Source organism: Rhizobium sp. AG855 (genome assembly GCF_003610655.1).
Classification (GTDB): domain Bacteria; phylum Pseudomonadota; class Alphaproteobacteria; order Rhizobiales; family Rhizobiaceae; genus Allorhizobium; species Allorhizobium wuzhouense.
Genome location: NZ_RAQG01000005.1, coordinates 204,322 through 227,786, shown reverse-complemented (window position 1 = coordinate 227,786; position 23,465 = coordinate 204,322). Strand labels below are relative to the sequence as shown.

Sequence of the window (23,465 nt, the reverse complement as noted above, 5' to 3'; positions counted from 1 at the left end):
TGGGGGGTCACCGCAGATGAATCTGCGGGTGAATGAAAGATGGGGTTCTGCACATGAGGTGTGCTGCGTTGCCTGCAATCATTGCGGGCCTTTTTGGTGTGTTTCTGCTGTGGCTGCCGATCAGCCTCCAGGCGCAACTGGTGCTCAGCCTGGCCGTTCTGGCTCTGATGCTCCTGTTCATGATGCGTCCGCAGAACAAGACATTCCGCCTGATGACTTTCGTGTTCTCTGCCGTGCTCGCCCTGCGCTATGCGTTCTGGCGTACGACAGAGACACTTCCCGACATCAACGAGCCCTGGAACTTCATCCCGGGCATCATCCTCTATGCAGCGGAAATGTATTGCCTGATCATGCTGGCAATCAATTTCTTCATCGTCGCGGATCCGCTGCAGCGCAAGCCGGCGCCGCAGCTTGCCGACGACGACAAGCCGACCGTCGATGTCTTCGTCCCGTCCTACAACGAGTCGGCTGATCTCCTGGCGCTGACGCTGGCCGCTGCCAAGTCGATGAACTATCCGGCCGACAAACTGACGGTCTATCTGCTCGATGACGGCGGCACAGATGCCAAGTGCAGCCAGTCGGATCCACGCGCCGCGATCGCTGCCCGTCGTCGCCGCGAGGAATTGCAGGCGCTATCGGCAGCACTTGGCGTCCGCTATCATGCCCGTGCGGAAAACAGCCATGCCAAAGCCGGCAATCTGAACGCGGGCCTTGCGATTTCGAAGAGCGAGCTTGTGGTCGTCTTCGATGCCGACCATGCGCCTGTGCGCGAATTTCTCAACGAGACGGTGGGCCACTTCAAAAACGACGAGAAGCTCTTCCTCGTCCAGACGCCGCACTACTTCCTCAATCCGGATCCGCTGGAAAAGAACCTGCAGACCTTCGGCAAGATGCCGTCGGAAAACGAGATGTTCTACTCCGTTGTCCAGCGTGGCCTGGACAAATGGAATGCCTCCTTCTTCTGCGGCTCGGCGGCCGTTCTGCGCCGCAAGGCTCTCAAGGAAACCGACGGCTTCTCGGGCCAGTCGATCACCGAGGACTGCGAAAGCGCGCTGGCCCTTCACTGCCGCGGCTGGCACAGCCTCTATGTCGACAAACCGCTGATCGCAGGGCTGCAGCCTGAAACGCTCGTGTCGTTCATCGGCCAGCGTGTTCGCTGGGCCCAGGGCATGCTGCAGATCCTGACGCTGAACCGCCCCTTCCTCCAGCCTGGCCTCTCGGCGGCGCAGCGTATCTGCTACGCCGGCACGAACCTCTTCTGGCTCTTCCCGCTGACGCGGCTGACCTTCATGTTCTCGCCGCTCCTCTACATTTTCTTTTCGCTGCAGATCTTCGAAGCCAATATCACCGAATTCATCTGCTACTCGGTGACGTATCTCATCTCGTCCTTCGCCATGCAGAGCTACCTCTTCGGGCGCGTGCGTTGGCCCTGGGTCTCCGAGCTCTATGAATATGTGCAGTCGGTGATGCTCTTCGGCGCGATCCTGAGCGTCGTCAAGAACCCGCGCAAGCCGACTTTCAATGTCACGTCGAAGGGCCAGACACTCGATGAAAGCAAGCTCTCGCCGCTGGCGCGGCCCTACTTCCTGATCTTCTTCCTGCTCTTTGCCGCCACCTGCTATGCGATCTGGCGTTACACGACGGAAGCGATGCCCTCCGAACTGCTGCTGATCGTGGCCGGCTGGAACATCATCAATATGGGTATTGCGGGCGCTGCCCTCGGTTCCGTCTCGGAACGGCGCGAGCGTCGGCGCAACCAGCGCCTCAGCGTTCGCCGTCACGCGATTCTGCATGCCGGCGGCACAAGCCACGCCGTCATCATTGCGGACGTGTCGAGTGGTGGTCTTGCGCTGCAGTTCATCGACGGCGAACCTGTTAACGGGCTGGAGAAAGGCGAAGAGGCCGTCATCGAGATCCGGCGCCACGGCCGTGGCATGCGAGTCCCGCTGGTCAGCCGCAGCATGCTTCACCGGCAGGACGAGACGAGCTTTGGCTTTGCCTTCGCCGAGCGCACACCCGAAACCTTCGTTGCGATTGCCGAAATGATGTATTGCGAACAGCAGCCGCTCCAGGATCGTTGGAACCGTGTGCAGACGCACAGGGGCTTCTTCACCGGCACCTTCCGCTTTGCCCTCTGGACGATCACCGAGACACTGCGTGGCTTCACCTATGCTTTGCGTCTGGTCCGCGAAACGACGGAAATCTCGCATCCCGACGCACCGTTGATCGTCAGGCCTGCAGGCAGCGCCTCAGACCCAGGCCCGACTTATCCGGCAGCTGTCAGAGGATCGGCCTATGCGTAATCGAGACATGTTGCACCGGCTGTCTGGAGCCGCGTTCCTCATTTGCCTGTCGGCAAGCGCCTCGCGTGGTGGCGACTTCGTCCCGGCAGATCTTGGGACCACGAGTGTGGAAACCACCGTTCAGGCCGGTCCGGATCTCGCCCGCCAGCTGGTCGCTTTCAACCAGACGGCAACTGCCATGCGTCTTGAAGGCGAAGATGCATCGAGAGAACTCACCTTCTATCTCTCGGCGGATCAGGTGACGACAGCTGGCCTGCTCAGACTGAGCTATACCAACGCTGTTTCGGTAATGCCCGATGACGCCGTCCTGGACGTCGAACTGAACGGCAAGTCTCTCGCGGCCTTCCCGATCCGCTCGCCGAATGGACCGGCCACCCACGACATTCCGGTCGCAGCCAAGGATCTGACCGTCGGCTGGAACCAGGTCCGTCTGCGGGCAAGACAACACCACCGCATCGATTGCAGCGTGCAGGCGACTTACGAATTGTGGACGCAGGTCGATCCACTGGTCAGCGGTTTCCTGACCAGCGCACGCCCGAAAGACGGCGACCTTGCAAGCCTTCTGTCGGTTGGCCGAAATGGTGACGGCGCCACGGAAATCCGCGTCGTTGCAGGAAGTGATGCGAGCCAGACGCCCCTTCGCGACAGCCTGCCACTCGTGCAGACCCTGGCGCTGGTGCTCGGTCGTGAAGACCTGAACGTCAGCATCGGCGATGCTGGAGGCAGCGGACCGGGCATCGATCTCTATCTGGGCGACCCCTCGGACGTGAAACTTCCGCAACCCGCCCGCGATGCTCTTGCCACCGCTCCGCGTGGCCTCTTTGTCCGACAGGGCGAAAACGGCCGCTACATGGTCACCATGCGTGGTTCGAACAAGAGCGAGCTTCAGTCACTCCTGCTTGCTGCCGTCAACGGTCCCCTGCTTCCGCTGATCCGCTCGAACAAGCGCGCGATGACAGAGACGCGGATCGATGGCGAGATCCCCGGCAGACACACGCTGTCGAGCATAGGCTATCAAACAATGCCTTTCGCCGGCCGTCTTTTTCAGACGAGCTTCGATGTCTTGATGCCCTCCGATTTCTATCCGGGCGACTATGCGACGGTCGATCTCAATCTGGACGCTGCCACTGCGCCTGGCCTCGCATCGGGAACGCAGTTGCTGGTCCGGGTCAACGAACGTGCCGTGGCCAGCCTGGTGCTTTACGATCCCGAGGGCACGACGCTCAAGGACAAGCCGCTGAAGCTACCCCTGCGCGCGTTCCATCCCGGCGTGAACCATGTTCGGGTTCTGGCCGAGTTGCCGCTTGCCTCCGATCTCGCCTGCGATCCGACTGCGCGCGACGAAGCACGGTCCCGTTTCCTGCTGCTGGAAGAAACCACGGTGACGATACCGCCTTTGGCCCGCGCCGGGCGTCTTCCCGACCTTGCAGCCTTTGCCGGCACCTCCTTCCCCTTCAAGGGCTCTGCGGCCTTTGATCTCTACGTCGATACGGCGACCCCCGCACAACTGGGCTCTGCACTGACCCTTTTGACGCGCCTTGCCATGTCGGCGGGTCACCCCCTGCCGGCAGAACTCAAGATCGGCCGGCCGGATCCGCGCCAGCCGACCAACGCCCTGATCATCGGCGCCGGCGGCGAGCCACTCGAGCTCGCATCCCTTCCCGGCCATAAGGGGGATCGCCTGCCGTCTTCGTCGACCGATCCCCTGACCACGGCCTCAGTAACGGCGGGCAACGGCGTGTCGGACTCACAGGCGCTTCTTGATGCTTTCCAGATCGAAACGCGGCTTGAACAGGACCAGCTGTCACTGAAGAGCCGTGTCTTGGACTGGGCTGCGCGGGCGTCAACGACCGTCAACCGCTGGCTGGACTACAAGGATATCGGCCGTGAAGACGTCACGATCGATCCGCGCGACCGCCTGATCAGTCTAAGACAGGTGGCCTCCGCCGAAAGCCCCGCCGTCTGGACCCTTGTCAACGCAGCCGATGAAACCATGCTTCAGCAGGGCGTCGCTGCGCTGACGAAGCCGGTAATCTGGACGGCCATTGAAGGGGGGGAAGCCGTGATAAGGCGTTCGGACCTCGAACTTGTGAACCGTTATCCCGAAAGCTACAGCTTCTTTCCGATCACCGATACGAGCCCCGCCAATCTCAGACGCCTCGCCGCCGCCTGGCTCTCCGACAACTTCATCATCTATGTCGGCCTTGTGCTCGCACTGATGGGCGGCTTCGGCTGGTGGGTTGGTTATGCTGTACCGCGCAAGGGCGTGAGGACAGTCGAATGACGAAGACAATCAACACAAGGCTGTTGGCCGGCACCATCGTCGCCATTCTGTTCGTCGCTTTGCCGGCTGGCGCGACGTCGCCAGGGGTGCCGCAAGTCAACTTGGCCATAGCGCAGCCTTCGGGCGACGCAAAAACCGGCCAAGCAGACACCCAGACGACGCCGGCGCCCGACACGGTCGATCTCGCAGCACTCTACTACTATGCCCGCAATGGCGAGGCAGAACGCGTCGAAGCCGAGACCCGTCGTCTGGAGCGGAAGTTCCCGGGCTTCGCGCCCCCGGCCGACCTCTATGCACCCGACGCCGGCGGCCACGTCGATGAGACCACTCTGTGGCAGCTCTACGAGCGCGATGATTATGCCGGAATCGAGCAGGAGATCAGCCGGATCGCCGCAAGCCATCCGGGCTGGGAGCCGTCGGAGGATTTCCGCAGCAAGCTCGAGCGGCGCAAGCTGAGATTTGCCATGACGCGGGCAAACGAGGCAAAGGACTTTGTGACCGTCATTCGCCTCGGCGCAAAACTCGATCCTGCCCAGGAAACCGAGATCGACCTCCTTTGGATGATGCTCGACGCATACAGGGCAAACGACATGCAGGAGGGGCTGACGGCGGTCTATCGCGGTATCCTATTCCGGACCGCGGAGAAGGCGTTTTCCGATGAGCTGGTGCTCACCACTCTGCAGAAGGCGATGGAGGACATCCCGGCAGCCGATCTGCGCGCGGCGATCCGAGCGCTCTCTGCGGACCCCGAGCTGGCCCTCTCGATGCGGTCGCTGAGCCTTGATCTCATGCGCCGCGAACTGGGCGACTTCGCCTCCGGTGTTGCGGGCGCGCCGCAACCGGGCCCCGAGGTGATTGCCGCCGTGAGGACGGCCGCCGAGACCACGCAGGCACCGGAAGACCTCGCTCTCATGGGCTGGTACATGTTGAAAATCGAGCAACCGGATCAGGCGGCAAACTTCTTCCAGCGCATGCTTCAGAAGAAGGTAACGCCGGAAGCCGTTCGAGGCATGACGCTCAGTCTATCCCACCAGTCGAAGGACGAGGAAGCCTACACATTTGTGACCGCACATCTCGATGTGCTTTCCGGTGAGGATACCTTCCTCCTCGATCAGCTCTCCTTCCCCTTCAAGGGCGAGGGCAAGACCGACATCGATGAGCGTGTCGTAACCCGCTATTCGGAAGCGATCCAGAAAACGGAATCCTCAGACCATGCCCGCCTCATCGGCTGGTATGCCTATAACTCGCGCCAGTTCGAGCCGGCGCGCGCCTGGTTCGCAAAGGCCTTCCAGTGGACGGCAGAGGCAGACAGCCTGAAGGGGCTGGCCCTGACGCTGACGCGATTGGGCGAGAAGAAAGCCCTAGCCGAACTGCGTGAAAAATATGGCGAAGCCTATCAGACGGTTTTCGCCGAGTTGAAATCCGCAGCCGAGCCGCGGGAACGGAGCGGAAAATCGGTCTCGGCCCCCGCAGGCGTGCAGGCCGGCTATCTCTCGCGGCTGCAGAAGAAGGACTACGGTGGCTGCGTTTCCGAACTGAGGCGGCTTGAATCCAAGACAGCCTTGCGCCCTGATGCCCAGGTGGCCAAGGGCTGGTGTCTTCTCGGTCTCAATCATCTGGCAGAGGCACGCCAGGCCTTCACGGTCGGTCTCGCGGGCGGTGGCGGCAAGGCGGATGACGCCGCCTACGGCCTTGGCCTCACCCTGCTCCGCGCCAATCTGACCGACGACGCCGAAGCCCTGCTGATGCAGCATAGCCTGACGCCGCTGCGCGACCGCGAACTGCGCGCCGAGCTCCTCTGGCAGCGGGCACGTGCCGCCTTCGATCAGAAGCAGTACCGCGTCACGCTCGAAGCGCTAAACGCTCGCCTTCAGATCATGCCGGAGGCCGTCGGGATCAGCCAGATGCGCGCCTGGAGCCATTACCACCTCGGCAATCTCGCACAGTCGCGCGCAATCTTCGCCCAGCTCAATCAGGTCATGGCCGACCCGGCAAACACCAGGGGCATTGCAGCCATCAATGAACGCATGGGGGTCAGCCAGTGAAGCGAAGCATCGTTGTGATCCTGGCACTGCTTGGCCTGCACGGCTGCAATACCGTCGAGGATCCCTTCCTCAACGGTATGACGAGTAGCGTGCCCGACGCGACCGGTAACCGAGAGCTTCCGATCCATCTCGCATCCGCTTCACTGACCGGAGTAAGCGAGATGCCGATCGGCCTGCGCCAAACGTCCACAGATGGCGTCACACGGCAAATTCTGGTCTGGGCAAACACGACTACGCTTGTCGGCGAGAACACTCTGACGATATCGACCTCAGCGGCCCCGAGATCTGCGCCCAGGAAAGGGCCGGACCGATCCGAGATCACCGAAGCTTTGCGACGCGAGTTCCCGGGCGTCGCAATGAGCATCGATCAGGTCATCCGCCAAAATGCCTATGGCTCGTACGGCGCAGCGACCGGAAAGCTGGGCGACAAGGGTGGCTGTGTCTATGCCTGGCAGATCGTCGACCGTGACGCCAAGCTTGGGCGGAACAAACCGGCAGACGTTCGCCTGCGCTACTGCCATCAGGCGCTTGGACCGGAAGTACTTGCAAATCTCCTCACCGGCTTGTCGCTGCGAGGCCCGGTGATAGCAGCCCCGGCCTACGCTATAACCTATGGCCATCCAGGCGCCGTGGTAACCACGGGTTCGGTCATCCAACCGGATTCCAACGATAGTGAGACCGCAGAGGCATTGCCGAAGGCGCACATGTCTGCGGCCAAGAGCAGCGAGCAAGACATCACTACGACAACGCGCGTCAGGATACCGAAACCTTCAATCGGACCAGCCACATCAAGCACAATATCACGAAAGCCACCCCAGTAAGTACGACCGGACATGTGGCGCTCCCGTGGGTGTCTCGTGGAACCTTGTCTTTGGCACGATGTCGATCAGCGGCCCTGATCCCCTAAACGGGAGTGGACGTGGAGAATTTGTCAGAACGCACGTCAAAATCGACTGTTTGAAAGGGCCAAGGGAATCGCTGCAGCATTCATCTTGTTTCCAAGCAGGGTTTCAAAGCGCAAGCGCTACCAGCGATCGGTCGGTTAAGCCTTTCCTTGTGCCCTGCATGCCCGTCTCGCTTGCTCATGTTGGTGTGGAAATGATGGCCGCCGGGAACGGGCAACGGATGACAAAGTTCCAGGCGGCCAGTTTTTGCTATCGGACCGATAGATGCGTTACGGTTTGCCGTGGCCGGGCAAATCGTCCAGCGGACCGTGGCGCGGCGGTCCTCCGGCCGGTCCGAGTGCCTCGACGCTGCCGTCCTGGCGAACAATGAAGCTCGCGTGCAGGACGCCGCGCTCGAAGCGACCCTGGACGCTGATGGCCTCATTGACACCGACAAGCTTGCTGCCTTCGCCGGCAGGCCCGGTCTCGACCAGAGCGCGCCCACTGTCGTCCTGGACGATGAACTTGTTGCCGAAGACTTCAGCTACCTTGCCTTTGACGGTCACCAAGCTCCAATCCGGCATGGCCGAAATCGCGACCGGCGTCATGGGGGCGAGCTCCATGCTGGGGCGCGTCAGTTTCATTGCGCCAGCACCGGCGGCAGCTCCGAGCGCAAGAATTGCAAAAGCGGCAATACCGAATGCCGCAAGACGACGCGACCGATGCCCATGCGGAGGCTTGGGGTGCGGGGGCTTGCCGGCCTCGGCCTCGTGATGATTGTCGGGTACGTTTTGGTCGAGGGTTGACATGAACATCTCCTGTTCTGGTTTGACAGGAGAGTTCTATCAGTGTGGTACCACCACGGACCTGAACCTTGCGGTTCAGGTTGAGTTAAGCCTTGCTGACTTAAGAATGGGCGATCTCCAGACAGAAACGGACCCCAGATGCGCGTGCTTCTTGTCGAAGACGATACCGACCTATCCAAGCGAATTGCCGCAACCCTGCGGGCGGAGAGCTTTGTGGTCGATATCGCCCAGAATGGCGAGGATGCACAGCATGCCGGCCTGACCGAAATCTATGATGTTGCAGTTCTCGATCTGGGATTACCCAAAATCGATGGCGTTTCGGTTCTCAAAGCGTGGCGTGCGGCTGACCGAACCTTTCCGGTGCTGATCCTGACGGCGCGTGACGGTTGGCCTGACAAGGTCGAGAGTTTCAAGGCCGGGGCGGACGACTTTCTCACCAAGCCCTTCAAGGTCGAGGAACTGGTGCTGCGGCTTCGCGCACTCGTCCGGCGCTCGGCCGGCCACGCCAGTTCGAAGATCACGTGCGGGCCAGTGGCATTCGATGCACAGCTCGGCACGTTCGAACTGAGCGGCTTGCCTTTGAAGCTCACAGCCCTCGAATGGCGGGTTCTATCCTGCCTGATGCTGCGAAAGGACGTTGTCGTTGATCGGCGCGAGTTGATCGAGAGGGTCTATGAGGGCGATGCCGACGTTGATTCCAACTCGATCGAGGTCATTGTTGCCAGGCTGCGTCGCAAGATTGGGGCTGAGTTGATCGAGACGGTTCGCGGACGCGGTTACATGCTGACGGCCGCGTCATGAATAGTCTCGGCTTGTTCAAGAGACCGTCGATATCGAAGCGGCTGGTCGTATTTTCGCTCGTTTTCGTCACGGCGACCGTCATCTTTGCTTCGGTCATTCTCTATCTGATCGCCGCAGGCGTCGTTCGTGAGCAGATCGATCAGCGACTCGATACCCAGATCGAGGGTTTGCGAGGGAACCTTTTCGTAGACGCGGACGGAAAATTGGCTCTTAGAACCTCGTTAGACGGTCCGCCGTTCGACCGTACGGGCGCGGGGTGGTATTGGCAGGTCTCGAACGGCCAGATGCGGATCGCGTCAAGGTCACTCGCTGGTCAAACCATCGATAGCCCCCCTCGTCCGCTGGACTGGCGGCACGTCTTGAGTGGGGCACCCCAGCCGACCGATCACATGCCATTCCAGGGAGAAGAACTCTACCTGCGTGTCGCCTCGGCCGACATCGACGGCAAAACAGTTGAGATCTCAGTGACAGCGCCACAATCGGCACTGACCGCCCCCGCCAGGCGCGCGCTTTTGTGGTTGATCCCCGTGATGACGCTGCTGGGCACCGTCTTGGTGGCTGGGACCCTGCTACAGGTCCGCTTTGGTATACGCCCACTTCGACAGCTGACCTCCAGCATCTCGGATATCACGGCCGGCAATCTGCAGCGCCTCCCAGAGATCGAAGTCGAAGAGTTGAAGCCAGTGACGCAGGAAATCAACCGCCTGGTCGATCAGAACCTGAAGCGACTCGCCGACACGCGATTGCACTTTGCCAATCTTGCTCATGGCCTGAAGACGCCCGTCACAAGTCTTTCGCTCGCGCTCCATCCCGGAAACGACCCTGACGGCGAAATGCGCAACCTGGTCGACCGGATCGATCGCCGCATTCGCCATCATCTTGCCCGCGCCCGGAAAACCGCTGCAGGGGGAACGGGTCTGAGAACGGCGATCAAACCTCGAATCGACGATCTCCTGCTTGTCATGACACGGATCTATTCCGATCGAGGTATTGCTGTCCATTGCGACATGGATCCAGAAATCTCCGTTTCATGTGCCGAAGAGGACGTTGATGAGATCCTTGGCAATCTGATCGACAATGCGTTCAAGTGGGCGACGGGCTTGATCACAATCTCCGCTAGAACGGAAGGCAGCACACTCGCGATCGTCGTCGAAGACGACGGTCCGGGCATCGCGGCGGCAACGATCTCAGACGCCTTCCTCCCGGGAAAGCGCCTGGACGAGACCGTTCCGGGTGACGGATTCGGATTGGCAATCGCCGGTGAGCTCACGCAGCTTTATGGCGGATCGATTCACCTTTCGAAAGCCGCGTCTGGCGGGCTTCGCTGCCTGGTTTCGTTGCCACGCGCGCTTCCGCCATCGACATGATCTACGCCCGTCCGCAGCCGGGTTTCTGGTGTCAGGACGGGCATGGCAAGCGAAAGGAGCATCATGATCGCGGCAATGGCAGCCGCGTCGGCATGGTTGAAGTCTTCCAAATGCGCCGACATGCCATCTGTTGATGCAGACAATTGCGGCTACGCAGATCATCGCTGAAAGCTCGGGTCATACCACCTTCGACCACATCACAAGTCGGAGCGACCGACGTGCTCCAATTCTCAAATCCAGCCAAGCGATGGCGAGTACCAAAGCTTACTCTTCTCCACGCAATCTCCACATCGCCTCCGCTGAACCGCAACATCCGACTGCAACCAGTCCATGGGAGACTAGCCAGACGAAACGTGGAGCCCACATGACAGAACAAATTCGGACGCCCCAGGGTGAGAAATATCCCGCTTTACTCCGTATCTTGCACTGGTTGAGGGCAGTTCTGATCCTGAGTTTGATCGCGTGCGGCTGGTATATGACCGGCCGGGCCGAGCACGACCCTGTCGCGGGCTTCCTGTACCCCGGCCACAAGCAGTTCGGCCTATTGGCCTGGCTTCTGGCGCTCGTACACTTGGTACTCCGCTGGCGTCATCAAGCGACGTTACCGACCACGCCCGCAGCGCTCAAGCCCTTGGAAAAATTGCTTTCCCATGGGATTCATCGGCTGATCATCGCCCTGACGCTGCTGACCCCGATGCTGGGCTACGCCATGTCGAGCAGTCTCACGGATGGCGATGGCGTTCCGTTCTTCTTTCTTTCACACGTACCGGAGATCCTGCCGAAGAACGATGGGGCATTTGCGGCTTTCCAGATGCTACACCGATATTCCGCCTATATCCTGCTGTTGTGCATTGCCCTTCATATTGCGGGCACCGTGAAGCATCGACTGCAGGATAGGAACGGCGAGACCGACGTTCTTCCACGCATGCTTTGAACGCCCAGCGGGATGCTGGATGCGGCAGCGCGGTGGCGAACAAGGCCTTCAGGCTTGCAACGACCAGGCCGGCGATAAAATTCCAGACGTCGGCCACATCGTGGGGCATGTCGAATGCCCCGGCCGTTCGTCAAGTGTAAAGCACCAGCACAACTGCTCTGATCCTTTGAAAACTGGAGGGAAAGTTGGGGCTCAGGTTAAGCTCGCGGGCGAGCTTCTTCATCGACCAATCTTGAACATCGAAGGCCCGTCGGACGCCCGCGAATAGTATCAACTCACTCTCCATGCGCCGTGAAAAGGCGGATGGTCAGATAAATCCGACGAGGGTCAGAAATTCGACGTCGATCATCCCGCTACTTTGGTCAATTTTCCATGCTGAAACACAGGCATCAGACGCTAGCATCGACCGAATTGGGCATTCACCCCACCACTTACCCTCTTAGAAATAGTCAAATCTCTTCCACTTTTTTGTGTCCTTCGGGAGCTCTCCAAAAGTCTCCAAGTATATTCTCGAAAACTCACCGGGAGACAGAAAGCCCCATTTCCTGGCAACGTCGCCGATCCTGACCAACTCGCCGCTCATGATTTCATCGCGCGCTTTGTTCAACCGGACGCGGCGAAGATAGTTGCTTGGCGTCGTTTCCAACCATTTTTGGAAGGACAGTTGAAGAGACCTCACACTCACCCCCATGGCAAGTGCAACGTCCGAAGGGCCGATAGGAGTCATGCATTGTGCGTGCATATAATCGATCGCGTCTCGAACCAAATTTGGCGCTGAGATGTGACCACTGTTCAATTGTGCTGTGTAATTATTTTCAATCCCAAAAAGGATACAATTTAAAATGGCGCTCTCTATGTCGGCAACGGCCATAGGATTCGCCTCAAGAAAGCCACCTCTCATGGTTCCCGAAATCAGGAGATCGCAGAGCGACTCGTAGCCTTTCGCGACAGGTTCAGGAAAGTACTTATTCTTGAACTGAAGTGGGGTAAATGCCACCCCGGACAGACGTTCTGTGAGTGCTTGGTTCAGCGTTGCCGTATGCAAAGCGACCCCGATGAAAGCTGCCCCTGGTGCCACCTTGTTCTGATCAACTTCTCTCGCATGGATCAGGAGCGGAGCATTCTGGGCGACCACAAACTTCTTCTTTCCCGAGACTGAATGCAGGCTGCCTCTTTGCACTCGATTGAGCGTGTACCCATCAAAGCGCTCATTGCATGTAAACTGAACGCCCGTATTGGATTTAGTTTTGTAAACCTGGAGCGATCGCCCCATCAGCGCCGATACCTCCAAATGAAACGATGCGGCCTGCGCGGAATCAATTGTCACACCGGCGTAGGGAGAACTCAGTACCTTTGAAGCTTTGTCTGGATCATCGAATTCGATAGAAATTGTACTCGGCAGTTGGGACCTCAACTTACATCTCCATGCTCGGTCGCGACCGCCGGTGTTTTGGACCTAGCAAAATCCTCGAGCGACATTTACTTGCTAGATCGTCGTCCCTTGTTGGCAGGCTTGGATTTCACTTCAAATGACACAAATAGGGCGGCCGACGAATTGGATCCAGCTTGTGCCGGTCAAACTGCAGTGCGCCGTATTCTTAAACAATGATGCGCAAAAAACATTCACGTTCAAGTGGCCACCGCCATGACGGGTAGAACCAAGTCTACTGGTAGTTCTAAGCACCCGGGGTCATCACACCACATTTACAGGGTCCTTTCAGCTCCCGTTGGATTGTCAGGAGGTTGGTATTTCAACCTCGTGCCTAGGCGAAACCAACACCGTTATTCATTCGTATGACGGTGGCTGCCTGGTCGGCCACGCGGATTGTGTAGGGTGATCGGGACGTCATATCCGATCGTAGAATGAGGAAGTTCCTCGTTGAGACTGGTAACGGCAAACGTTTGACGGCGGCAAATACACCAGCGCAGGTAGCGCTCTGTTGACGGAGTACTACCTGCGCGGTTTGTGGGTTTCGCTATTTTCGGCCTGCCGGTGTCAGCACTTTACCTTTGCAGGTCCGGAATCCGGCGGAATTCACTAGGTCAACTTTCGCTCCTAGAAATTCTGCCATTGCTTTTCGGTGTTGTGACCGCCGCGTCCCGCCATGGCGATGTGCAGTTTTCGATGCATTTCGCGCGCAGACGCCGGAACATCGCCTCCAAGAGCGGTCGAGCCGGGTCTGACAGAAGGGCGTGAATCGACGTGAAGCTTGAAGCGAGAAATGAGCCTTGCCAAGGTATTCACCTCGTCAGCCAGACGGCTAGTGCTGGCTGTCGACTCTTCGACCATTGCTGCGTTCTGCTGCGTGACTTGGTCCATCTGATTGACAGCAGAGTTGACCTCCGCCAACCCAGTTGATTGCTCTTTTGCGGCGATGGCAATGGAATGTACGTGGTCATTGATCTTTGCAACATGCCCTTGAATCAAGATCAGCGCTTCGCCAGTTGCAGTCACCAGTTTTACACCGATGTGAACCTCACCGCTCGAGCGGTTGATCAGTGTTTTGATGTCCTTTGCTGCTGTTGCTGACCTTTGGGCGAGTTCCCGAACTTCTTGTGCTACGACAGCGAAACCCTTCCCTGCATCACCCGCTCGAGCGGCCTCCACGCCAGCATTGAGAGCGAGCAGGTTAGTCTGAAACGCAATCTCGTCGATAACATTGATAATCTGGCCGATTTCTCCCGAAGCCTGTTCGATCCTGCCCATTGCCGAGACTGCTTCATTGACCACTGAACTAGACTGATCTGTGCTGGAGCGGGCTTCTCCAACCATATGGCTTGCTTCGAGGGCCCTCTCGGTAGAACTTTTCACAGCAGCTGTGATTTCCTCAAGCGCGGCGGAAGTCTCTTCCAAGGAGGCAGCCTGTTGTTCCGTGCGCCTTGACAGGTCATCCGAAGCCGTACGTAATTCGCCGGTTCCGCCGTTGATTGTGTCTATTGCGTTGCGGACCTCACCGAGCACGGATCTCAGGCTTTCCATGGTGTTGTTGACGTTCTTCTGCAGGTCACCGAAAGCACCTTGAAATTCGCCACGCATCTCCTCTGTGAGGTCTCCATCAGCAAGCGATGCAATCACACGCTGTGTCTCCTCGATGCCTCGCTCAACCGAATTCACCAACTCATTGACGCTCGCGGCGAAACGGTTCAAGTCGGCATTTTGGTAGTCCTTCGCGATGCGCTTTGTAAAATCGCCAGCAACGGCGGCGGCAACGACAGTTGCAATACTCGACTGCAGGTCTGCACTCTTCGCTTGCAGCGCTGTCTCTTGCGCATTGAGGTCGCGCACCTTGATTCCGTTTTCCTTGAAAACTTCGACCGCTGCGGCCATGCGGCCGATTTCGTCACTTCTGTTGCCGAATGGGATGTCGATTGCCAAGTCTCCCTCAGCCAGTCTCGACATGCTGTCGGTAAGTCGGGCGATTGGCGTGGCGATAGACTTCGCTCCAAAAAGCGCTGCTCCAATCAACGTCATCACAACAGCGACCCCAAAGCAAAGACTAAGGGTAGTTGCCATGGAAACCGCAGACTCACGTTCTGCTGTTGCTGATGTCGTACGATCCTTGGCAACCTTGACGCACTCATCGATGAGGCTGGACACCTCATCCATCAAGGGCGACATCAGGTCACGCAGATCGTTTTCTTGGCGTTCCAAAGCTGCATCATCCTCATCCGTAAGCAATTGTTTCTTCACCACCGGAGTCATTTGCTGGAAGAGACTGCCCCACTTCGACTTGAGCTCAGTGAGCCGATCCACCCGAGCGATGTTCGCCTCAAGTGTCATCGATGCCCTTGCTGCTGACAAAGACCGATCGGCTGACTGCTGACGGTCGGAAACATATTGTATCGCCGCATCCAGCACTTTGGAATTTTCGGCTAGACGCAGGTCCCGGACCCCTATTTGCATGCCGCGGATCGACGCTTTCGCCTCCACCAGCGAACGTGCAATGTTCTGCTGACTTGTTTCGAAGTCCGAAGCCCTGTTAACACTTTCAAAGCCGATCCATATGGTGGAAAGCATAACAGCTACCATGATTATGCCGACGATAGACATAAGGGTCATCTTGCGACCGATATGACGAGAAATTGAGAATACAGTCATTGGCGAAGCCCTAATAGTATTGATCGGGAGCTTCATGCCTCCGCCAAGTCCAAGAAAATTGGAGGAATCATTTCCTCCGACAGCTGATGTGACTGCACAGATATTTTATTCGGCTTTTGCTAGCAAAATCCGGAATTATATATCCAGTCAACGCTCCGAATCCATGTTCGAATATTCTGATATGATCACGCTCCAACGTTAAGACACCGGTTAATGGCGGGTAAAATTGTATGCGTACTGCGGGCAAAATGTGCGCGTCAACGCTGTTTTGGAAATTTTGATTGAGTTGCATAAACCGCTTTTCTGCACCGAGAGTATAGTCTGCATCGGCTGATGATTTGAGGCTTTGCAGCTGGTGCAAGACACCCATGATGTCGAATAGAGAAAACCATCCATTGTCAAACGTGGCTTCCATTCGCGCGGCGGTTTCAGGGCGGGAGAGCAGAGATACATAGCCGCTGTCACGCTTAACCCCGGGCTTCAATTGCAAATTTGAGGTGCCTGAGATCGTGCGAGTGGGTTGGTGGCCGACGAATGACAACCCCCGTTGACGAGAAGCGAGCCACTAGAATAAAGTTAAATTTACCGTGAAGATGATGACAACTGGGCCTTGGGCCTTGGGCCGAAAATGGAGAGGTTTCCTTGAGCGCCAAGAGTGCGACACCACACGCGAAAAGAACCTGGCCATTTTACTGGATCAGTCGCGTCGATCAGCGTTATGTGCAGGTACTCGAAAAGCGGTTGAAGCCGATGGGTATGGATGCACCGCGCTGGCGTGTCCTGATGTCGCTGCACGAGGACACCTACCTGTCGATCTCCGAAATTGCAGAATTTTCTGCAATGCGGCTCAATACGACCACGAAAGTGGTACAGCGTCTGATAGCAGACGGGTTCGTCACGACCCGCGTGCGACCGACGGATGCGCGGGCCACGGAAGTGAGCCTGACGGCCGACGGCGAACGCATGGGTGCTCTGGCGCTCGCCGAAGTTCGCGACATCTTCGAACTCGCATTCCGCTCGGTCAGCAACGAAGAAATGGACGTGCTGAACACCATTCTGGAAAAAGTGTTCAGCCAGTTGAAACGCATGTAGCCCAAACACTTCAGCGGGCCACGTGTGCCTCCAGGTGGTGGAAGTGACGACCGAACCAGATCAGGCCCTGCGGCTGATCCGAATGCAGCTTTACGGCGTCCACTTCACAGGTGAGCACCGAATGGGACCCGACTGAACGCACATCGACAATGCGGCAGTCAAAGACGACCTCGGCATCGTTGAGCACCGGGGCTCCGGTCGCAAGTGTGACCCAGTCAGCGCCTTCAAAGCGATCCCCGATATCCTTGCTGGCGAAGCGGCGCGACAGATCCTGATGCCGGCCGCCGAGCACGTTGACGGCCAGGACAGCGTTTTCCACGAAGAGATCGTGACAGCGAATGCCCCGATTGACACAGACGATCAGCGTCGGAGGGCTGTCGGTCACGGACACGACGGCGGAGGCCGTCATGCCCTGGCGGCCAGCGGGGCCGTCCGATGTCAGAAGGGTTACCGCGGCTCCGAGGCGGCTCATGCCTTCGCGGAAGGTCAAGGCGGCTTCAGTCGGCTGAGCTATTGTCATTCTCTCCTCCTTGGCGCGTCGGCGCCTCAAATATCCAGGACCAATTTCGAGCTGCAGGACCGCGAACAGCAGGCGCAGATCATTGTGCCTTCCTCCCGTTCGTCGTCGGTCAGGAACTTGTCGCGATGGTCCGGCGTCCCCTCCAGGACGTCGGTCACGCAGGTGCCGCAGACCCCCTCCTCGCACTTGACCTCAACCTTGACACCGGCCCGGGCGAGGGCCTTGGCAATGGTATCAGCGGGGCCGATCGTCACCGTGATGCCGGAGCGGCGCGCCTCCACTTCGAAGCTCTGGCCGGTTGTGTCGACATCGGCGCTGAAATACTCGCGGTGAATATTTGCAGACGCATGCCCGGCCGCCTCAGCACCGGAAATGACCCAGTCCATGAAACCTTGCGGCCCGCAGACATAAAGGTGCGTATCGGCCGCCGGAGCGGGCAGATCACGGGTCAGATCCAGCTTTTGCTCGACGGCCTGATCGTCAAAGTGGAAGACGACCTTATCCTTCCAGGACGCATGCGCGATGATCTGGCAAAACGCCGTGACGGCATGGGAACGCGTGCAGTAGTGCAGCACGAAATCCCGACCGAGCGCATGCAGCCGACGCGCCATGGCAAGCATCGGCGTTATCCCAATTCCCCCACCGAACAGGACGGTCTTTTGCGCGGTCTCGGCGAGCGGAAAATGGTTCCGCGGACCGTCGACCTCGAAAGTCACGCCCGGCAGAGCAAGCTTGTGAACGGCAGCAGAGCCGCCGCGTGTCTTCGGATCGAGCAACACGCCGATCTCGTAGAACCCCGTATCCGCCGGGTCCGAACACAGTGAATACTGGCGCCACAGGTCGACTTTGCCGTCATTGAGCCGCAGGTCGAGATGCGCACCCGCCTCGAATTTCGGCAGAGGTGCACCGTCCGGGCGCGCAAGCCGCAGGCGCAGGATATTGCCGGGCTCTTCCAGCCGTTCGGCTATTTTCAGGGTCAAGCCTTTCGAAGTCATGTCTCACCTCACCGCATGTAAATGCCGCCATTGACGTCCCAGCAGGCGCCATTGACGAAATCGGCCGTCGGCCCGGCCAGAAGAGCAACGAGTTCGGCCACGAAGACGGGATCGCCGAGCCTGCCGACCGGAATGTTGGCGAGCGCACCCGCCATCTTCTCAGGTGTGATCACTGAGCGGACCATGGGTGTATCCATCGGCCCCGGAGCAATCGCATTGCAGGTCACGCCGAACGGCGCGAGATCGCGGGCGAAAACCTTGGTCAGCGTCAGGATGGCGCCCTTCGAGGCGGCGTAATGCGCACCGGTTGCCGTGCCGCCATTCTGGCCCGCAAGCGAGGCCAGATTGACGATGCGGCCGAAGCCGCGATCCTTGAAATGGCGACCGAAGATCTGACTGCCGGCGAAAGTGCCGCCGGCATTCGTGGCCAGCACCGCGTTGAAGTCCGCCGGATCGATGTCGAGCAGCGGCTTGACCGCCGTGCGGGCAGCATTGTTGACCAGCACCTCGACCGAGCCCCAGCGCTCGACACACCGATCGAGCACCGCCTGGAAGTCCTCGGGCTTCGACACATCGAGCGTCGCGGTCACGGCCGTTTCGCCGGCGAGGTCGAGTTCGGAGGCGAGGCTTGCCCCCGCCTCCGCGTCCATATCGGTAATGACGACGCGAAAGCCTGCGCGGTGCAGCGCACGGGCAATCTCGGCACCGAGACCGCGAGCGGCACCCGTGACGACCGCTGTCTGGATCTTTTCAGGAAGCGGCGCCGGCATCAGAACAAATAGCTGAACGAGTTCAGCATCCCATCCGAGTTGAGAAGACGCACCACCTTGTTGCGGATCTTGAAACCTTCGCCAGAGGCGACCAGCACATGGCGAACATTGGCGGCCCAGATGCGCTGACGGCCGAACTTGTCTTCGACCACCTGCTCGGCGCTTGAGACCGTGATCGTATCGCCCTCGACGGCGTCGATGACGAAACGCGACACGGTACGGATGGTGCGTGCCGGTGGTGCCGACGAAATCGAGAAGCCCTGCTGGAAGCGCTGAATACGGTCGCGCCGCATCCGGTCGTTGTCATGGCAAAGGTTCAACTGATTGTCGAAATCATCACCCTCGCCGATCGGCAGCGTGTAGAAGCCTTCCGGAATCCAGAGCGCGAGCCAGGCGTCATAGTCCTTGCCATCCAGCAGCGCCGCCTCGGCCCAAAGGAAGGCACTGACCTTTTGTAGCAGCGCCAGATCCGTGGTTTTGACCATCATGTTCATACCGACATCATCCTCTTCCACATGTGATAGGCGGCACGCATACCCGTTTCGGCACTGATGTGGCCGCGCGGGCCGCGCTCGCCGGGTTGCTCATCGACAAGGCCGCGGTTCACGAGAATGGGCAGATCTTCGCCCCCCTTCGTGCCGCGCTGGACGCGCTCCCAAACTTCGGCATCGTCGGGCGAGCCAAAGCCCATGGGGCCCTGGAAGTGCTCGTGCAGGCGAAGTCTGGCGCGATTGGCTGCCGCCGGGCCGCCATCCATGCCGAGCGCGATATGACGGATATCGGTTCGCTCGACGTTTATGGGCGTCAACACGCGGAAGAATGCCAGCGACAGGGAGACATTTGGGAACAGATTGAGATTGAAGCCCGCGCCGCCGACAGCCCGCACGATCTTCAACACCTGGTCTTCCGGGTATCCATATTCGCGCAGTTCATGCACGAGCGGCATGAAACGCTCCTCGATCGGATCGTTGAGATGCTCGTCGAGGTCGATGCGCTCGGGGATCATCACCATCACGGAATGGCCGTTGCCAAGATCCTCGACATAGCCCTTGCCGGTGTCGAGAAACTTGAAGGCTTCTTCCGCATCGCCGTCGAGCGACTGCATGAAGCTCTTGTGCACGACCGGGAAATGATAGGCGTCGGTGGTGTTCTCGAGCTGGATCTTCCAGTTCATCGGCACCGTGAACTGGTGTTCACCAAGCACCTTGACCGGGAAACCGCCGCCCTGCTTCATGAACAGATCGATGTAGCGACACACGCCCGGACCGAGGAAGTCGACCAGAGGCTCGATCTCGTCGTTGAAGGTGGCGAAGATCATGCCGTTGTAGCTTTCGGTGCGCAGCGTCTTCAGGCCATGGGCGCCCTTGTCGAAATCCGCACCATACTGCTCGGGATAAGGCAGACCGCGCAGCGAACCGTCCAGGCCGTAACCCCAGCCGTGATAGGGGCACTGGAAGGACGAGGTCTTGCCCTTCTTCACCTCGCAGACAGTCGCGGCACGATGGCGGCACCGGTTGACGAGGACATTGACCTCGCCCTTGCGGTCACGCACCACGATGACGGGCTCCAGCCCGACATTTGACAGTTTGAACGACCCCTTGTCGGCGAGTTCGCTGTCATGGGCGACCCAGACCCAGGTGCGCTTGAAGATGCGCTCCATTTCTTCCTTGAAGAGGTCGGTATCCTCGTACATCGCGGTCGCGACTTTCGCCTCGGGTGAGTAAAGGGCGTCGAGATCGCCGAATTTTTCTGCTGCGTCCAACATGACAGCTCCTGTCCGTTCTCAGAGTTCGGGGATGGTGAGCGCGCGACCCATGCGCGCTTCGACGCGCATGTATTTCCAGAGCCGATGATCCTCCTCATCGACCACGATCGTGCGCAGAAGGTTGCAAGCGGCAATCACTGACTGCCGGTCGGGGAAATCGCAGAGCATGTACCAGGTCCAGGGAAAGGCCGGCGAGGTGCCGACCTGGGTCTGGTCGTCATCGAGTGTGCCGAGCACCGACACGCCGTCGAGTTTGGCAACGCCGGACATGAAGGCCTGGGTGGCCTTCCAGACGCCGCCGATCTGGCCGAAGGGCAGATCGAAAAAGGCAGGCTGAACGGCGAGGCATAGAAGAGTACGGATGGGTGTTGGTTCAGACATCGGATGTTCCTTTGTAAAATCCTGCATTCAAGGATAGCCGGGGGGCGTCTGCTGCTCGAAAAGCGCAGCGCCTGCCGCCTGCCAGCTGCCGGCATTGATGAAGGCGTGCTGCGCGACACAGGCCGCATCGATCATGGCGCGTCCCAGCGGATGGCCTGTCGTCATGGCATCCGAACCGCCCAGCACGAAGGCGATACGTGCGGCTTCGGCGCCATCCTGGGCGGCCTTGGAGGCGGTATGGCGCAGGCGGATATGACACAGCCGATCGATCTCGCCGTGAGCCTCCATCTGCCGCCAACCGGTTTCGATGGCGTCGTAGAAAGCCGACCGGGCTCCGGCGAGCAGGCCCTCGGCGCGGGCAAAATCAATCTGCACATAGGCGCGAGCCGCAGGGCTCGGTGCCCCTGTGATCGAAGTTCGGGCGAGCGCGTCACCGCGCACCCAGTCGAGCGCCGACCGAGCGACACCAAGCGCCACCACCGCCAGCACCTGCGCGGCCAGGGCCATGGCCGGATACCGGAAGACGAGATCATCCATCTGTGGCTTGCCGCCGCGGATGAAGGTCCATTCCTCGGGCACGATCACGCGGTCAGCCACGATGTCATGGCTTCCTGTGGCTCTAAGACCAATCGTGTTCCAGGTTTCGTCGATCGTCACCTTGTCGCGCGGCATGATGGCGGTGCGTGGCAGCGGGCTTGCCTCCCCTTCGATCTTGATGCCGGCACCGACGATCGAGGCACCCATCACGCCGGATCCCCATGGCCAGCGACCGCTGACCTCGAAGCCGTCACCGACGCGTTTGGCCGCTTGGGGCGGGAACATGGCGCCGGCAAAGACCGTGTTCGGATCCGTGCCGTAGATCTTGGCGTAAGTCTCCGGCGGCAGGGATGCCAGATAGGTGGCCGACACGCCGAAGCTGGCGACCCAGCCGGCAGAGGCATCCGCTGTGGCAATCTCCTCGACCAGCCGACAGAAGGCCTGCGGGGTCAGTCCATCTCCGCCGAAACGCTTCGGCACGAAGGCGCGGTACACACCCACATCCTGAAACTTGCGGACGATATCGATAGGGATATGACGCAGGTCCTGAAACTCCTGCCGCCTGAGACCGATCTCAGCCTTCAGGGCCTCCAGCGCGTTCGTTGGCGCAATGCTGCTATGGGAATTCATGATTCGCCCCTCAAGTCTGAGAACATCGGATGGTGATCGCAAAGCCAGCGGGCGACGGCGCAGAGCCGTGCATCCGCACCCTTGCGAGCGATAAGCTGGATGCCGGACGGCAGACCGGTCGAGGTGACGACCGGCAGGACGATGGCTGGGTGACCGGATAGGTTGAACGGCCGCAGATAACGGGTCAGTGGCAGGACCTTTGCAGGGTCTGCGGCCTCCGACAGAAGTGGCGGCGCCTGCGGCAGAGCCGGCGTGACGATGACGTCGAACTCAGACAGACAGTCGTCTACGGACTGCGCAAACGCGCCTCGAATGTCTTCGGCCGCCGCAAGAACAGCGTCGCTGATGGCGCGTGCACCTTCCAACCGAAGCCGAATGTCCATCCCGAACGGCGCCCCCGCCTCGAGACGGGACCGGTTCGCATCCAGTGTTTCGCGAGCGATGATCGCCATGCCGGCGCGGAAGGCAGCATCCAACTCCGCCAAATGAACCCGGCGCGCCACCATCCCGGCCAGCGAGAGGGCCTCATGCGCTTCTAGCATCTCGGGATCATCGGTCTCGTCGGTGACCAGCCACGCCATGCGCGGGGTGCTCGTCAGCATTTCGACCCGATAATCAGGGGCGATGATCTCCATGGCGCGCTCGATCATGTCCATGCTGCGCGCCAGAGGACCGATGCAATCAAGAGAACTTGCCGCAGGCATCGCCCCACGACGATCGACACGACCGAAGGTGGGCTTGAACCCGATCACGCCACAACAGATGGCCGGCTGGCGCACGGAGCCGCCTGTATCCGTACCGATGGCGAAATCGACAGAGCCCGCAGCCACGGCAACTGCCGAACCTGACGACGAACCGCCGGGAATACGATCAGGCCAGCGCGGATTGACGGGCGTGCCCTCGAAGGCATTCACGCCGGTCATGCCATAGGCGATTTCATGCAAGCGTGTCTTGCCAACGATGCGGCAGCCCGCGTCAAGCAGCCGATCGACAACGGCGGAATTGCTCAGGGCCGGAGCGGCATCGGCATAGGCGGCAGATCCGCAGCGGGTCGTATGACCCGCCACATCCAGACAGTCCTTGATCGCGACGGTCAGACCGCGATCGGCGCCGAGTGCCAGCATGCTGGCAAAAGCCGTTTCGGCCGCACTCCCGTTCTGTCCATCCCGATTGATCATTGTCACGTTCCCTTTTACGTGAAAATTACTGCAAATGATCGTCCTGTCAATCCGATATTCAATCGGCTTCGAAT

General features: G+C 59.5%; 19 protein-coding genes. 8 read left to right on the top strand and 11 right to left on the bottom strand.

Going from position 1 to position 23,465, the window contains the following annotated elements; genetic code table 11:
- Nucleotides 1-68: 68 nt before the first annotated feature.
- The 4 genes from bcsA to bcsN are packed head-to-tail and all read left to right on the top strand — an operon-like array spanning nucleotide 69 to nucleotide 7,453.
- Entirely contained in the window at nucleotides 69-2,303 is a 2,235-nt protein-coding gene (gene bcsA / locus DFO46_RS20295) for a UDP-forming cellulose synthase catalytic subunit (protein ID WP_245422665.1), read from the top strand.
- Nucleotides 2,296-4,587 (top strand): cellulose biosynthesis cyclic di-GMP-binding regulatory protein BcsB, encoded by a 2,292-nt coding sequence (locus tag DFO46_RS20290; RefSeq protein ID WP_120278821.1) that lies wholly within the window; start codon nucleotides 2,296-2,298, stop codon nucleotides 4,585-4,587. The genes bcsA and DFO46_RS20290 overlap by 8 nt, the downstream gene beginning before the upstream one ends.
- Entirely contained in the window at nucleotides 4,584-6,632 is a 2,049-nt protein-coding gene (locus DFO46_RS20285; RefSeq protein ID WP_120278820.1) for a hypothetical protein, read from the top strand. The genes DFO46_RS20290 and DFO46_RS20285 overlap by 4 nt, the downstream gene beginning before the upstream one ends.
- On the top strand, nucleotides 6,629-7,453 hold the full coding sequence (gene bcsN, locus DFO46_RS20280) for a cellulose biosynthesis protein BcsN (RefSeq protein WP_120278819.1): 825 nt from the start codon (nucleotides 6,629-6,631) through the stop codon (nucleotides 7,451-7,453). The genes DFO46_RS20285 and bcsN overlap by 4 nt, the downstream gene beginning before the upstream one ends.
- 353 nt (nucleotides 7,454-7,806) lie before the next feature.
- Here bcsN and DFO46_RS20275 read toward each other — a convergent pair whose 3' ends face one another.
- Nucleotides 7,807-8,325, bottom strand: coding sequence for a hypothetical protein (locus DFO46_RS20275; protein ID WP_120278818.1), 519 nt, complete (start codon nucleotides 8,323-8,325; stop codon nucleotides 7,807-7,809).
- A 135-nt stretch (nucleotides 8,326-8,460) separates the two neighbouring features.
- Here DFO46_RS20275 and DFO46_RS20270 point away from each other — a divergent pair, with 135 nt between their 5' ends.
- From DFO46_RS20270 to DFO46_RS20260, 3 genes are all read left to right on the top strand, one after another.
- Nucleotides 8,461-9,123: a response regulator transcription factor gene (locus DFO46_RS20270; protein WP_110792759.1), complete on the top strand. Its 663-nt coding sequence runs from the start codon at nucleotides 8,461-8,463 to the stop codon at nucleotides 9,121-9,123.
- A gap of 11 nt (nucleotides 9,124-9,134) precedes the next feature.
- Complete coding sequence (locus DFO46_RS20265; protein WP_245422664.1) at nucleotides 9,135-10,490, top strand: HAMP domain-containing sensor histidine kinase; 1,356 nt, start codon at nucleotides 9,135-9,137, stop codon at nucleotides 10,488-10,490.
- A gap of 364 nt (nucleotides 10,491-10,854) precedes the next feature.
- On the top strand, nucleotides 10,855-11,424 hold the full coding sequence (locus DFO46_RS20260; RefSeq protein WP_120278816.1) for a cytochrome b/b6 domain-containing protein: 570 nt from the start codon (nucleotides 10,855-10,857) through the stop codon (nucleotides 11,422-11,424).
- A gap of 439 nt (nucleotides 11,425-11,863) precedes the next feature.
- Here the strand turns inward: DFO46_RS20260 and DFO46_RS20255 are convergent, their stop codons facing one another.
- Both DFO46_RS20255 and DFO46_RS20250 read right to left on the bottom strand, forming a co-directional pair.
- Nucleotides 11,864-12,838: a helix-turn-helix transcriptional regulator gene (locus DFO46_RS20255; protein WP_120278815.1), complete on the bottom strand. Its 975-nt coding sequence runs from the start codon at nucleotides 12,836-12,838 to the stop codon at nucleotides 11,864-11,866.
- Nucleotides 12,839-13,480: 642 nt separating this feature from the next.
- Nucleotides 13,481-15,523 carry a methyl-accepting chemotaxis protein gene (locus tag DFO46_RS20250; protein WP_245422676.1) on the bottom strand — a complete coding sequence of 681 codons (2,043 nt, stop codon included), beginning with the start codon at nucleotides 15,521-15,523 and terminating at the stop codon, nucleotides 13,481-13,483.
- 642 nt (nucleotides 15,524-16,165) lie between these two features.
- Here DFO46_RS20250 and DFO46_RS20245 point away from each other — a divergent pair.
- Entirely contained in the window at nucleotides 16,166-16,615 is a 450-nt protein-coding gene (locus DFO46_RS20245; RefSeq protein WP_210210646.1) for a MarR family transcriptional regulator, read from the top strand.
- Between the two features lie 10 nt (nucleotides 16,616-16,625).
- Here DFO46_RS20245 and DFO46_RS20240 read toward each other — a convergent pair whose 3' ends face one another.
- Genes DFO46_RS20240 through DFO46_RS20205 form a run of 8 tightly spaced genes read right to left on the bottom strand, consistent with a single transcriptional unit; the run spans nucleotide 16,626 to nucleotide 23,391 of the window.
- Complete coding sequence (locus DFO46_RS20240; RefSeq protein ID WP_183041975.1) at nucleotides 16,626-17,135, bottom strand: flavin reductase family protein; 510 nt, start codon at nucleotides 17,133-17,135, stop codon at nucleotides 16,626-16,628.
- A 26-nt stretch (nucleotides 17,136-17,161) separates the two neighbouring features.
- Nucleotides 17,162-18,130 carry a PDR/VanB family oxidoreductase gene (locus DFO46_RS20235; protein ID WP_120278814.1) on the bottom strand — a complete coding sequence of 323 codons (969 nt, stop codon included), beginning with the start codon at nucleotides 18,128-18,130 and terminating at the stop codon, nucleotides 17,162-17,164.
- Nucleotides 18,131-18,138: 8 nt separating this feature from the next.
- Complete coding sequence (locus DFO46_RS20230; protein ID WP_120278813.1) at nucleotides 18,139-18,900, bottom strand: SDR family oxidoreductase; 762 nt, start codon at nucleotides 18,898-18,900, stop codon at nucleotides 18,139-18,141.
- Nucleotides 18,900-19,394 carry an aromatic-ring-hydroxylating dioxygenase subunit beta gene (locus DFO46_RS20225; protein ID WP_120278812.1) on the bottom strand — a complete coding sequence of 165 codons (495 nt, stop codon included), beginning with the start codon at nucleotides 19,392-19,394 and terminating at the stop codon, nucleotides 18,900-18,902. The genes DFO46_RS20230 and DFO46_RS20225 overlap by 1 nt, the downstream gene beginning before the upstream one ends.
- Nucleotides 19,391-20,665 (bottom strand): aromatic ring-hydroxylating dioxygenase subunit alpha, encoded by a 1,275-nt coding sequence (locus DFO46_RS20220; RefSeq protein ID WP_120278811.1) that lies wholly within the window; start codon nucleotides 20,663-20,665, stop codon nucleotides 19,391-19,393. The genes DFO46_RS20225 and DFO46_RS20220 overlap by 4 nt, the downstream gene beginning before the upstream one ends.
- Nucleotides 20,666-20,683: 18 nt before the next feature.
- Nucleotides 20,684-21,046: a hypothetical protein gene (locus DFO46_RS20215; RefSeq protein WP_110792936.1), complete on the bottom strand. Its 363-nt coding sequence runs from the start codon at nucleotides 21,044-21,046 to the stop codon at nucleotides 20,684-20,686.
- 27 nt (nucleotides 21,047-21,073) lie between these two features.
- A complete protein-coding gene (locus DFO46_RS20210; RefSeq protein WP_120278810.1) occupies nucleotides 21,074-22,213 on the bottom strand; it encodes an acyl-CoA dehydrogenase family protein in 1,140 nt (379 codons plus the stop codon).
- Nucleotides 22,210-23,391 carry an amidase gene (locus tag DFO46_RS20205; RefSeq protein WP_120278809.1) on the bottom strand — a complete coding sequence of 394 codons (1,182 nt, stop codon included), beginning with the start codon at nucleotides 23,389-23,391 and terminating at the stop codon, nucleotides 22,210-22,212. Before DFO46_RS20205 ends, DFO46_RS20210 begins: the two co-directional genes overlap by 4 nt.
- Nucleotides 23,392-23,465 lie beyond the last annotated feature (74 nt).

Coding starts and splice junctions, on each gene's coding strand:
- DFO46_RS20290 (WP_120278821.1), top strand. CDS start 2,296: ATGCGTAATCGAGACATGTTGCACCGGCTGTCTGGAGCCGCGTTCCTC.
- DFO46_RS20285 (WP_120278820.1), top strand. CDS start 4,584: ATGACGAAGACAATCAACACAAGGCTGTTGGCCGGCACCATCGTCGCC.
- DFO46_RS20275 (WP_120278818.1), bottom strand. CDS start 8,325: ATGTCAACCCTCGACCAAAACGTACCCGACAATCATCACGAGGCCGAG.
- DFO46_RS20270 (WP_110792759.1), top strand. CDS start 8,461: ATGCGCGTGCTTCTTGTCGAAGACGATACCGACCTATCCAAGCGAATT.
- DFO46_RS20260 (WP_120278816.1), top strand. CDS start 10,855: ATGACAGAACAAATTCGGACGCCCCAGGGTGAGAAATATCCCGCTTTA.
- DFO46_RS20250 (WP_245422676.1), bottom strand. CDS start 15,523: ATGACTGTATTCTCAATTTCTCGTCATATCGGTCGCAAGATGACCCTT.
- DFO46_RS20240 (WP_183041975.1), bottom strand. CDS start 17,135: ATGACAATAGCTCAGCCGACTGAAGCCGCCTTGACCTTCCGCGAAGGC.
- DFO46_RS20235 (WP_120278814.1), bottom strand. CDS start 18,130: ATGACTTCGAAAGGCTTGACCCTGAAAATAGCCGAACGGCTGGAAGAG.
- DFO46_RS20230 (WP_120278813.1), bottom strand. CDS start 18,900: ATGCCGGCGCCGCTTCCTGAAAAGATCCAGACAGCGGTCGTCACGGGT.
- DFO46_RS20225 (WP_120278812.1), bottom strand. CDS start 19,394: ATGAACATGATGGTCAAAACCACGGATCTGGCGCTGCTACAAAAGGTC.
- DFO46_RS20220 (WP_120278811.1), bottom strand. CDS start 20,665: ATGTTGGACGCAGCAGAAAAATTCGGCGATCTCGACGCCCTTTACTCA.
- DFO46_RS20215 (WP_110792936.1), bottom strand. CDS start 21,046: ATGTCTGAACCAACACCCATCCGTACTCTTCTATGCCTCGCCGTTCAG.
- DFO46_RS20210 (WP_120278810.1), bottom strand. CDS start 22,213: ATGAATTCCCATAGCAGCATTGCGCCAACGAACGCGCTGGAGGCCCTG.
- DFO46_RS20205 (WP_120278809.1), bottom strand. CDS start 23,391: ATGATCAATCGGGATGGACAGAACGGGAGTGCGGCCGAAACGGCTTTT.